This is a genomic window from Franconibacter daqui, assembly GCF_014644275.1.
GTDB classification, from domain to species: Bacteria; Pseudomonadota; Gammaproteobacteria; order Enterobacterales; family Enterobacteriaceae; genus Franconibacter; species Franconibacter pulveris.
In genome coordinates this window covers 23,329-34,890 of the sequence record NZ_BMKJ01000009.1, presented here as the reverse complement: position 1 = coordinate 34,890, position 11,562 = coordinate 23,329, and the positions used below count along the sequence as shown (strand labels likewise).

At 58.2% G+C, this 11,562-nt stretch carries 12 protein-coding genes; 6 read left to right on the top strand and 6 right to left on the bottom strand.

The window, feature by feature from the left end; genetic code table 11:
- Positions 1-2: 2 nt before the first annotated feature.
- The 4 genes from IEX01_RS20755 to yigI all read right to left on the bottom strand — a co-directional run bounded on the left by IEX01_RS20755 (position 3) and on the right by yigI (position 3,312).
- On the bottom strand, positions 3-797 hold the full coding sequence (locus tag IEX01_RS20755; RefSeq protein ID WP_188724467.1) for a phosphate/phosphite/phosphonate ABC transporter substrate-binding protein: 795 nt from the start codon (positions 795-797) through the stop codon (positions 3-5).
- Positions 790-1,773, bottom strand: coding sequence for a fatty acid desaturase (locus tag IEX01_RS20750; RefSeq protein WP_024558950.1), 984 nt, complete (start codon positions 1,771-1,773; stop codon positions 790-792). The genes IEX01_RS20755 and IEX01_RS20750 overlap by 8 nt, the downstream gene beginning before the upstream one ends.
- 138 nt (positions 1,774-1,911) lie before the next feature.
- Entirely contained in the window at positions 1,912-2,805 is an 894-nt protein-coding gene (gene rarD, locus IEX01_RS20745) for an EamA family transporter RarD (protein WP_024558949.1), read from the bottom strand.
- Positions 2,806-2,853: 48 nt separating this feature from the next.
- Positions 2,854-3,312 (bottom strand): acyl-CoA thioesterase YigI, encoded by a 459-nt coding sequence (gene yigI, locus IEX01_RS20740; RefSeq protein WP_373289708.1) that lies wholly within the window; start codon positions 3,310-3,312, stop codon positions 2,854-2,856.
- Between the two features lie 178 nt (positions 3,313-3,490).
- On the opposite strand from yigI, the gene pldA reads away from it, so the two are divergent.
- The 3 genes from pldA to rhtC all read left to right on the top strand — a co-directional run bounded on the left by pldA (position 3,491) and on the right by rhtC (position 6,946).
- Positions 3,491-4,360, top strand: coding sequence for a phospholipase A (pldA, locus tag IEX01_RS20735; protein ID WP_188724466.1), 870 nt, complete (start codon positions 3,491-3,493; stop codon positions 4,358-4,360).
- A gap of 67 nt (positions 4,361-4,427) precedes the next feature.
- On the top strand, positions 4,428-6,254 hold the full coding sequence (recQ, locus tag IEX01_RS20730; protein WP_024558946.1) for an ATP-dependent DNA helicase RecQ: 1,827 nt from the start codon (positions 4,428-4,430) through the stop codon (positions 6,252-6,254).
- 71 nt (positions 6,255-6,325) lie between these two features.
- The gene (rhtC, locus tag IEX01_RS20725) at positions 6,326-6,946 is read left to right on the top strand and encodes a threonine export protein RhtC (RefSeq protein WP_024558945.1); all 621 of its coding nucleotides are present in this window, start codon (positions 6,326-6,328) and stop codon (positions 6,944-6,946) included.
- On the opposite strand, the gene rhtB is transcribed toward rhtC, so the two are convergent.
- Entirely contained in the window at positions 6,947-7,567 is a 621-nt protein-coding gene (rhtB, locus tag IEX01_RS20720) for a homoserine/homoserine lactone efflux protein (protein ID WP_024558944.1), read from the bottom strand.
- Positions 7,568-7,676: 109 nt separating this feature from the next.
- Here rhtB and pldB point away from each other — a divergent pair, with 109 nt between their 5' ends.
- The 3 genes from pldB (at position 7,677) to IEX01_RS20705 (ending at position 10,529) form a co-directional block, all read left to right on the top strand.
- Positions 7,677-8,669, top strand: coding sequence for a lysophospholipase L2 (pldB, locus tag IEX01_RS20715; RefSeq protein WP_188724465.1), 993 nt, complete (start codon positions 7,677-7,679; stop codon positions 8,667-8,669).
- A gap of 49 nt (positions 8,670-8,718) precedes the next feature.
- A complete protein-coding gene (gene yigL, locus IEX01_RS20710; protein WP_048888691.1) occupies positions 8,719-9,519 on the top strand; it encodes a sugar/pyridoxal phosphate phosphatase YigL in 801 nt (266 codons plus the stop codon).
- A 110-nt stretch (positions 9,520-9,629) separates the two neighbouring features.
- A complete protein-coding gene (locus IEX01_RS20705; RefSeq protein ID WP_024558942.1) occupies positions 9,630-10,529 on the top strand; it encodes a carboxylate/amino acid/amine transporter in 900 nt (299 codons plus the stop codon).
- Here the strand turns inward: IEX01_RS20705 and metR are convergent.
- Entirely contained in the window at positions 10,417-11,370 is a 954-nt protein-coding gene (gene metR, locus IEX01_RS20700; protein ID WP_024559827.1) for an HTH-type transcriptional regulator MetR, read from the bottom strand. The two genes, IEX01_RS20705 and metR, sit on opposite strands and share 113 nt — an antisense overlap.
- Positions 11,371-11,562: the final 192 nt, after the last annotated feature.

Here is an 11,562-nt window from a genome sequence, read left to right as displayed (position 1 = left end):
GCTTACAGCGCGTCGACACCCGCCACGGCGGCTTCCCGCTGCCATTGCAGCATCACCTCGTAATCGTCGCGCCCGATTGGGCTGAAGCCCTGAATCAGCGCGGCGGCGCAGGTTGCATGCAGCGCCGGTTCGCTGACGAGCTGCTGTAGCGCGGCGCGTAACGCCGAAAGGATGTCGGCTGGAGTATCACACGAAGTGATAAGCGGCAGCCCCGGCGCAAGCGGCGTCTCTTCAATCAGCGTCAGCCCGGCCAGCAGCGCGGGCTGATACCGCTGCAGCAGCGCAAACGTCACGCAATCAATTGCCGTAATATCCGCCTGCTTTTGCTGTAACGCCTGTAGCGACTCCCGGTGGCCGCCGCTAAAGGTCACGTCGCGGAAAAAGCGCGACGGCGAACCCAGTTGCGAGACCATTTTGCGCAGCACGTTATAGCCGGAGTGGGAATCAATGGCGTTGCAGACCGCCGCTCTGTCCTGAAAATCCGCCAGCGTTTTGCCTTTATCGCCTGCCCGCGCGACTAAAAAGCTGCGGTAAAACGGCCCCTCGCAGCCCGGCGCGGAATAATGAAAGCAGCCAACGGTCTGCACGTCGGGCAACTGGGTGGTAAGCGGGTAGCCGCAGGTCTGGCTTAACAGCAGGTCATCATCACGCCAGTGCTCAGGCAGAGGCGAAGGGCGAACAAAAACGCACTCCGCCGTCACGCCATGGTTTATCAAAAGCGGACGCAGCGCGGCCCACAACGCATCGGTGGTGGGGGGGTGAACATCATACATTGGCAGCGCCACGCGTTTAGTCATCGTCTTTCGATACTCTGTCAGCCGCAAACGAGGTGGGATGCGCCGTCACGTCAACCGCCGCGAAAAGAAAGCGGCGCAGCCATTCACGGTATCCCTGCACCACGAACCCGCGGTTGCGCTGCTGATATTCCTCCCGGTAAAGCGCATAAACTTTACGCAGCCCATACCAGGGCAGGCCGGGCAGATCGTGATGTACTGAATGATAGTTCAGATTTAAGAACAGCAATCGCCAGGGCCAGGCGGCCTCGTTGATGACCGAGCGGGCCAGCGGCTCGTCATCGGCACGGTGCTCCAGAAACGAACGCACTTTCGTGATGCCCAATGCCGGATAGCTGACGGCGAGCAGGAACCAGACGATGGAAAACCCGCACGCCTGAAGCCAGGCGAAGAGCAAGGCGAGCAGCGCGCCGTGGATGAGCCACATCGCTATGTTACGGCCGTCACGCTTGCGGAACGCCTGCGTCATGGTCGCCAGCGTGCCGATAATATCGAGCAACGGCGCCAGCAGCACTCTTCCTGCAAAGGTATTACGCAGCACTATTACGCGCCGCTGCCAGCGTGGAAAACGCCGCCAGCGCTCGGCGGAAAAGTAGTACGTTTCCGGGTCTTCATCCGGCAGCGTAAGTTGGTGGTTGCGATGATGGGCCAGGTGCGAATCGCGATACAGCCCATAGGGGTACCAGACCGCCAGCGGCAGCGTGCCGAAGAGCTGGTTCAGCCATGGGTAACGCGTCGGGTGCCCATGAATCAGCTCGTGCTGCAGCGACATATACCAGGCGGTGAAAAGAATAAGCAGCAGCGTGGCGGGCCACAGGCCGAGCGTTTGCCAGCAGGCCAGCACGCCGAACCAGCCGCCGTAGATAGTGATAATCAGCAGCCAGGTCGGCAGCTCGCTGCGCCAGATCCACGAGCGGGCAAGCTGGCGGATCGCTTCGCGTTGCTGGTTATGCAAATAAGCGGCGGATTTCTGGCTCATGCTGAATGCCTCCGGGAATGACGCAATATTCCCGGAAGATGCGAGCGGGCGCCTGAAATAACAACCAATTAAAACGCGTTAGCTTTGCAGAAAAGCGGCAATAGCGGACCCGGCCTGCGAGCAAGCCGGGTGAAGAGGTTAGGCGTTGCGCGTACGGCGTTGGGTATAGACAGCGTCCATCACGAAGATGGCCAGCGCCAGCCAGATAAAGCCAAAGGTGACCATCTTATCCGGCCCCGGCACCTCGCCGTAGAAAAGCACCGCCAGCAAGAACATCAGCGTTGGGCCAATGTACTGGAAAAAGCCGAGCGTCGAGAGACGCAGGCGGGTGGCGGCTGCGGTAAAGCAAAGCAGAGGGATAGTCGTCACCACGCCCGCCGCCATCAGCAGCAGATTGAGCGTCCACGGGTTATTGCCCATATGGCTTGTCGCGCTGTTGGCGAAACCGAAAAGGTAAATCGCAGCGACCGGCAACAGCCATAGTGTCTCCATCAGCATGCCGGTCTGCGCGTCCACCGCAATTTTCTTTCGCACCAGGCCATAAAAGGCGAAGCTGAAAGCAAGACCAAGGGCGATGACCGGCAGCGAGCCGAAGGTCCACAGCTGCACCAGCACGCCGCACGCCGCCAGCAGCACCGCCAGCCACTGCATGCGGCGAAAGCGCTCGCCGAGAAACACCATGCCCAGCAGAATATTGACCAGCGGGTTGATGAAGTAGCCGAGGCTCGCCTCCAGCAGATGGTGGTTATTCACTGACCAGATAAACAGCAGCCAGTTACCACCCACCAGCACGGCGCTCAGGGCGAGTGCAATCACTTTTTTCGGCGTGCTGAATAGCTTTTTCACGCTGCTCCACTGACGGCTTAAGGAGATCAGCGCCACCATGAAGAAAAAGGACCAGATGACGCGGTGAGTCAGGATTTCATCCGCAGGAACATAATAGATAAGCTTGAAATAGGCGGGCGCAATGCCCCAGATAAAATAAGCAGCCAGCGCGAAAAGCACACCCTGCCGCGTTTGTTTAGCATCCATCAGAAAAGCTCTTTGCAGAAAAGTGGGCGCAGTTTAGCAGTATCGTTCTCAGCCCACCATGTAAGTCGCGGTAGCGCTGGCGATGTAAACCTGCTCTTCGTTATGCAGTTCCACGCGCGCGACAGCCACTTTGTTTCCGGCTCGCAGCAAACTGCTGGTGGCGGTGAAGCGCTGCCCGCGGCCCGGGCGTAAGTAATCCACCCGCAGGTCGATAGTGCCCATGCGCGAAAGACGCTGGCGCAGCTCTTCTTCGCTGATGGATTCATGCCGCGTCAATGTGCTGCCCACGCAGACCAGTCCCGCCGCCACGTCCAGCGCAGAAGCGATTACGCCGCCGTGCAAAATGCTTTGCGCCCAATTGCCAACCATCATCGGCTGGTTATTAAAAGCGAGCTGAGCGAAGGCTTTCTCATAGCGCTCCAGTTCAAGCCCCAGCGCGCGGTTAAAAGGCATGTGATAAACAAAAATTTCGCCGACCAGCTGTAAGGCGGCATCCGGTGTCAGCATTGTGGCGGACATGGTTCGTTTCCCGATCCAACGTTATGGTTATTCGAGTGTTGATTTTATGCTTCGTAATTGTGACGTTCAACTTTAAGACAGGGGGACTATCGGTAGAAAAATAAACCGCTAGAATGGCAGGCGGCAAAATAATTCATAACGACGATAGTCCAGGAGAACATGGCCCATGCGCAAGACTCTGGGTTTGTTGGCGGCAGCGAGCCTGCTGCCCTGCACAGCATTTAGCCAGGAAGCTACGATTAAAGAAGTCCATGACGCACCCGCCGTGCGCGGCAGCATCATTGCTAACCTGCTTCAGGAGCACGATAACCCTTTCACGCTTTATCCGTACGAGAGCAATTATCTGCTCTATACGGTAACGGACGATCTGAATAAAGAGGCGATCCAGTCCTATAACTGGTCTGATAATGCGCGTAAGGATGAGGTGAAATTCCAGATAAGCCTCGCCTTCCCGCTCTGGCGCGGTATTCTGGGCGATAACTCCGTGCTCGGCGCCTCTTACACTCAGCGCTCCTGGTGGCAGCTTTCCAATAGCGGCGAATCCTCTCCGTTTCGTGAAACGAACTATGAGCCGCAGCTGTTTCTTGGCTTTGCCACCGATTACAGCTTCGGCGGTTGGACGCTACGCGACGTAGAGTTCGGCTATAACCATAACTCGAACGGCCGCTCTGACCCTACTTCCCGCAGCTGGAACCGCGCTTACGCCCGCCTGATGGCGCAAAACGGCAACTGGCTGGTGGAAGCAAAGCCCTGGTATGTGCTGGGCAATACCGACGATAACCCGGATATCACCAAATACATGGGCTATTACCAGCTCAAAGTGGGTTATCAGTGGGGCGAGGCTATCTGGAGCCTGAGGGGCCAATATAACTGGAACACAGGCTACGGCGGCGCCGAGCTGGGCTTTAGCTACCCGGTGACTAAGCATGTCCGTCTGTATACCCAGCTTTACAGCGGTTACGGCGAATCGTTAATCGATTACAACTTTAACCAGACGCGCTTTGGCTTTGGGGTTATGCTTAACGATCTTTTCTAAAGCATTGCAGTTTCCGACGCAGGCGCTGAAAATAGCGCCTGTTTTCTTTTCAGCAGGTGGAGTGAGCGTGGCGCAGGCGGAAGTTTATAATCAGGAATCGCTGGCGAAGCAGGTTTTACAAGAAACCTTCGGCTATCAGCAGTTTCGCCCGGGCCAGGAAACCATCATCAATACGGTGCTGGAAGGTCGCGATTGCCTGGTGGTAATGCCCACAGGCGGCGGTAAATCGCTGTGCTATCAGATCCCCGCGCTGGTGAAAGAGGGGCTGACCGTCGTCGTCTCTCCACTTATCTCGCTGATGAAAGACCAGGTCGACCAGCTGCTCGCCAACGGCGTGGCGGCCGCCTGTCTTAACTCAACCCAAAGCCGCGATCAGCAGCTTGAGGTTATTGCTGGCTGTCGTACCGGCCAGGTTCGCCTGCTTTATATCGCCCCAGAGCGGCTGATGATGGATAACTTCATCGACCAGATTAGCCGCTGGCCGCTCTCTATGATTGCCGTGGACGAAGCGCACTGTATTTCTCAGTGGGGGCACGATTTCCGCCCGGAATATGCGGCGCTCGGCCAGTTGCGCCAGCATCTGCCGCAGGTGCCGTTTATCGCTCTGACCGCCACGGCTGACGACACCACGCGCCTTGATATCGTGCGTCTGCTCGGCCTGCAGGACCCGCTGATTCAAATCAGCAGCTTTGACCGGCCGAATATCCGTTACATGCTAATGGAGAAATTCAAGCCGCTCGACCAGCTTATGCGCTACGTGCAGGAGCAGCGAGGCAAGTCAGGCATTATCTACTGCAACAGCCGCGCAAAGGTGGAAGACACCGCTGCGCGCCTGCAAAGCAAAGGCATCAGCGCAGGGGCGTACCACGCCGGGCTGGAGCCGCAGGTTCGCGCCGAGGTGCAGGAGAAATTCCAGCGCGACGATTTGCAAATCGTGGTGGCGACGGTCGCGTTCGGTATGGGCATCAACAAGCCCAACGTGCGCTTTGTGGTGCATTTCGACATTCCGCGCAATATCGAGTCTTATTATCAGGAAACCGGGCGCGCCGGGCGCGACGGCCTGCCCGCCGAAGCGATGCTGTTTTACGACCCGGCGGACATGGCCTGGCTGCGCAAATGCCTTGAAGAAAAACAGCCCGGGCAGCTGCAGGATATTGAGCGCCATAAGCTCAACGCCATGGGCGCCTTCGCTGAAGCGCAAACCTGCCGCCGTCTGGTGCTGCTTAACTATTTCGGCGAAGGGCGCCAGCAGCCCTGCGGCAACTGCGATATCTGCCTCGACCCGCCGCGCCGTTACGACGGCCTGCTGGACGCGCAAAAGGCGCTCTCAACGATTGCGCGCGTTAACCAGCGCTTCGGTATGGGTTATGTGGTGGAAGTGCTGCGCGGGGCGAACAACCAGCGCATTCGCGAACTGGGGCACGACAAGCTGAAGGTGTACGGTATTGGCCGCGATCAGAGCCATGAGCACTGGGTCAGCGTTATCCGCCAGCTTATTCATCTCGGCGTAGTGACGCAAAACATCGCCGCGCACTCCGCGCTGCAACTTACTGAAGCGGCGCGTCCGTTTCTGCGCGGTGAAGCGCCGCTGATGCTGGCGGTGCCGCGCGTCGCCGCCCTTAAACCGCGCGTGGCGCAGAAATCTTACGGCGGCAACTATGACCGCAAGCTATTCGCTAAACTGCGCAAGCTGCGTAAAGCCATCGCCGATGAAGAGAATATTCCGCCTTACGTGGTGTTCAACGACGCCACGCTGATAGAAATGGCGGAGCAGATGCCGCTTAGCCCTGGCGAAATGCTGGGCATCAACGGTGTGGGCACCCGCAAGCTGGAGCGTTTTGGCCGCGAATTTATGGCGCTTATCCGCAGCCATGTCGACGGCGACGATGAGTAATCGTCAATAGCCACGCCTGCCTGAACGTGGCAGGATAATTCTTCTGCGAATTTTCTCACGAGTACTTTCTTATGCTGATGCTTTTTCTGACCGTGGCGCTGGTGCACCTGGTGGCGCTGATGAGCCCCGGTCCCGATTTCTTCTTTGTTTCGCAAACGGCGGTAAGCCGCTCTCGTAAGGAAGCGATGATGGGCGTGCTCGGCATTACTTTCGGCGTCATGATCTGGGCGGGCGTGGCGCTGCTCGGCCTGCACTTGATCCTCGAAAAAATGGCCTGGCTGCATACCGCGATCATGGTGGGCGGCGGGCTTTATCTCTGCTGGATGGGCTACCAGATGCTGCGCGGCGCGCTGAAGAAGGGCGAGCCTTCCACTGAGACGCCGGAGGTTGAGCTGGCGCGCGGCGGGCGCAGTTTTGTGAAAGGCTTACTGACCAACCTGGCGAACCCGAAAGCGATTATTTACTTCGGCAGCGTCTTCTCGCTGTTTGTCGGCGACAGCGTGGGCTCGCATGAGCGGATGGGGATTTTCGTGCTGATAGCGCTGGAAACGTTCGCCTGGTTCGCGGTCGTGGCAAGCCTTTTCGCATTGCCCGCCATGCGCCGCGGTTATCAACGACTGGCGAAGTGGATAGACGGCATGGCCGGCGCGCTCTTCGCCGGCTTCGGCATCCATCTGATTATCTCCCGCTAATTACGCCTGGCGCGCGGCGGCAAGCAGCGCGCCCACCAGCATAAACAGCGAGCCGAACAGGCGATTCAGGGCCTTCATCTGGCGAGGCCCTTTGATCCACAGCGCGATGCGCGTCGCAAGGGTCGCATAACCAATCATCACCACGATATCCACCACCACAGTTGTTACGCCGAGGATCAGATACTGCATCGCCTGCGGCTGATGCGGCGCGATAAACTGCGGAAAAAGCGCGGCGAGAAAAACGATGCTCTTCGGGTTGGTGAGATTCACAAAGACCGCGCGCTTAAACAGACGGCGGCGCGGCTGGCTTTGCGCGACGGCGTTTAAGTCGATGGCGCCGGCGGCGCGCCACTGCTGGATGCCAAGCCAGATAAGATAGGCCGCGCCTGCCCACTTTAAGATCTCAAAAGCCAGCAGCGAGCGGGAGAACAGCGCGCCTAAGCCCACGCCCACCAGCACGATATGAATCGCCAGGCCGAGCTGTAGCCCGGTGATGGACGCCGCCGCGCCGCGGTAGCCGTGGCTGATGGCGGTGCTCATGGTATTAATCGCCCCGGAACCCGGAGAAAGGCTTAAAATCAGCGTGGTAAGAAGATAGGTAAACCACCATTCGAAGGTCATGTGAAATTCCCTGGCTGCGCACTTTTATGCCACAATACGCTAATGTAGAGGGTTGTGCTACGAGTCACAAAAAAAGCATTTTTTGGCGTTCGCACAGGGCAGGCAACCGATGCATAAGCACAAAAACGGATGGTTCAGGCGGGAAAACGCCTTTGCGGCCTTCACGATGGGGCCGCTTACGGATTTCTGGCAGCAGCGCGATGAAGATGAATTTATGGGCGTGGACGACGTGCCGGTGCGCTTCGTACGGTTTTGCGCCCCCGGCAATGACCGGGTCATCGTCGTCTGTCCGGGCCGCATCGAAAGCTATGTAAAGTATGCCGAACTGGCTTACGATCTCTTCTACTGCGGGTTCGATGTGTTAATCATCGACCACCGCGGGCAGGGGCGTTCCGGCCGACTGCTGGAAGATACGCACCGCGGCCATGTGGTGAATTTCAGCGATTATGTCGACGACCTGGAGCGGTTCTGGCAGCAGGAGGTGGCGAGCGGGCCGTGGCGTAAGCGCTACGTGCTGGCGCATTCGATGGGCGGCGCTATTACCACGCTGTTTTTACAGCGCCAGCCGCAGGCGTTTGACGCCGTGGCGCTCTGCGCGCCGATGTTCGGCATTACTATCCGCCTGCCGGACTGGATGCTGCGCTCGATACTGGACTGGGCCGAAGGCTACCCGAAACTGCGCGATGGCTACGCTATCGGCACCGGGCGCTGGCGCGCATTGCCCTTTAGTCTCAACGTGCTGACACACAGTCCGGAGCGTTATCGCCGTAACCTGCGGTTTTATGCCGACGACCCGGACTTACGGGTGGGCGGACCGACGTATCACTGGGTGCGGGAAGGCATCCTTGCAGGAGAACAGGTGCTGGCAGGGGCCACTGCCGTCACTACGCCGCTATTGTTACTCCAGGCGGAAGCGGAAAGAGTGGTGGATAACCGCGCTCACGATCGTTTCTGCGAACTTCGCGCTGCGGCGGGCCATCCCTGTTGGGGGGATAAACCTTACGTCATAAAAGGCGCGTACCATGAGATCCTGTTTGAAAAGGACAGCATGCGCGCCGAAGCCCTGACTGCCATCGTTGATTTTTTCGATGCGCATAACTGATTACCGCGGCCAGCCTTCTTGTCGCTTTACCTGAGGTTAAATTCATCCTATGTACCATGTTGTCGCGTCTGACTTAGACGGCACATTACTTTCTCCGGACCACACGCTTTCCCCTTACGCCAAAGAGACGCTCAGGCTGCTGACCGCCCGGGGCGTACACTTCGTTTTCGCCACGGGACGCCATCATGTTGATGTGGGGCAAATCCGCGACGGCCTTGAGATCAAGGCGTATATGATCACCTCTAACGGCGCGCGAGTGCATGATACTGACGGCAATCTGGTCTTCGCCCATAACCTCGACGCAGATATCGCCGCCGATCTGTTTGGCGTGATGCACAACAACCCCGACATCATCACCAACGTCTACCGCGATGATGAGTGGTTTATGAACCGTCACCGACCAGATGAGATGAAGTATTTCAAAGAGGCGGTGTTTAATTATTCGCTGTATGAGCCGGGCCTGCTGGAGCCGCAGGGGGTGAGCAAAGTCTTCTTCACCTGCGATGTGCATGAAAAGCTGCTGCCGCTGGAGCAGGCCATTAACGCCCGCTGGGGCGATCGCGTCAACGTCAGTTTCTCTACGCTGACCTGCCTGGAAGTAATGGCCGGCGGCGTATCGAAAGGGCATGCGCTGGAAGCGGTGTCGAAAGCGATGGGCTATGGCCTGAAAGCGTGCATCGCCTTCGGCGACGGCATGAACGACGCGGAAATGCTCTCTATGGCTGGCAAGGGCTGCATTATGGGCAACGCGCATCAGCGCCTTAAAGATCTGCTGCCCGAACTGGAAGTCATTGGCACTAACGGCGACAACGCAGTGCCGCGCTACCTGCGTAAGCTTTTCCTCGACTAACGGGCACGATAACGAGTGGTTGCATTGTGACCACTCGTCAACCAAATAGTGCAACTTTTCGCCAGCACCTTCGCTACAATTGCGCTCTCTTTTTTTGTGGGACAGGTGCTATGGCGTTACTGATTATCACCACCATTCTGTGGGCTTTCTCTTTTAGCCTGATTGGCGAATATCTGGCAGGACATGTCGACAGCACCTTTTCCGTGCTGATGCGCGTGGGGCTGGCGGCGCTGGTCTTTCTGCCGTTTCTGCGCACCCGCGGTCAGAGCATAAAAACGCTCAGCCTCTATATGCTGGTGGGCGCGTTGCAGCTTGGCGTGATGTATTTGTTCAGCTTTCGCGCTTACCTTTACCTCACCGTGTCGGAATTTCTGCTGTTTACGGTATTCACGCCGCTCTATATCACGATGATTTACGACTTACTGAGCAAGCGCCCGCTTCGCTGGGGTTACGCCCTGAGCGCATTGCTTGCGGTCATGGGCGCCGCGATTATTCGCTACGACAAAGTCAGCGATCACTTCTGGACCGGGCTGCTGTTAGTGCAGCTGGCGAACATCAGCTTCGCCATCGGCATGGTGGGGTATAAGCGGCTGATGGAGACGCGTCCGATGCCGCAGCACACCGCCTTTTCCTGGTTCTATCTGGGGGCGTTTCTGGTGGCGGTCGTCGCCTGGTTTACCATAGGCAACCCGCAGAAGCTGCCCACCACAACGTTGCAATGGGGCATTCTGGTGTGGCTTGGCGTGGCGGCTTCAGGGTTGGGCTATTTTATGTGGAACTACGGCGCCACGCAGGTTGATGCGGGCACGCTCGGCATTATGAATAACGTTCACGTCCCGGCCGGGCTGCTGGTTAACCTCGCCATCTGGCAGGAGCAGCCCCACTGGCCGAGTTTTATTATTGGGGGTACGGTGATAATGGCCTCGCTGTGGGTCCATCGACGCTGGGTCGCTCCGCGCTCTTCACAAACGGCAGATGATCGCAGGCGTGCTGACGCGCCGAGCGAATAAACGCCTCCGTCACCGGCTGACGCTGTTCGCCGTCGCGCACTGCGGCGTACAGCCGGCTCCATAAGCCTTCGCCCAGGGTTTTGGTCACCACCAGGCCCTGGCGCTCAAAACTCTCTACCACCCAGTGCGGCAACGCGGCGATGCCCATGCGCGCCGACACCATCTGAATCAGCAGCAGCGTGTTATCCACGCTCTTGAGCGAAGGACTGACGCCTGCCGGTTGCAGAAAATGCCGCCACACGTCCAGACGACTGCGCTGCACCGGATAAATCAGCAGCGTCTCCCCGGAAAAATCCTCCGGCGCGATGCGGGTTTTGGCGGCAAGCGGGTGATCGGTCGCCAGCACCAGGCGCACTTCAAAATCAAACATCGGCGAATAGTGCAGACCGCTGCGCGGCAGAATGTCGGAAGTCAGCACCAGGTCCAGTTCGCCCTGTTGCAGCGCAGGCTGCGGGTCGAACGTCACGCCCGATTTAAAATCCATCTCCACCTGCGGCCACTGGCGGCGGAAATTCTCAAGCGCCGGGGTCAGCCACTGGATGCAGCTGTGGCACTCAATGGCGATGCGAAGCTTCGTCTGCTGAGGCTCGTTGCACGCCTGCAGCGCCCGGCCAATCTGCGGCAGAACCTGCTCGGCCAGCTGCAGCAGGATTTCGCCCTGCGGCGTAAAGCGCAGCGGCTGGCTTTTACGCACAAACAGCCGAAAACCGAGCCGCTGTTCAAGATCGCTGAACTGATGAGAGAGGGCGGATTGCGTCTGATGCAGCGAGGCCGCCGCCGCCGCCAGAGAGCCGCAGTTTCGCAGCGCCTGGAGCGTTCGCAGGTGTTTAATTTCGATCATGAAAGTCCTTCACTTCGCCATGAGGAATTTGCGCTTGAGGAATATACAGTACCTGCGGATTATGGATGTGTAAACATCTGGACGTCCAAACTCGTCATAATTCGACTTGCAGATGCGTTGGCTTTCCTTGCTCGCCCCAGTCACTTACTGGAGTAAGCTCCTGGGACTCGCTGCGTCGCCGCCTTTCTGCAA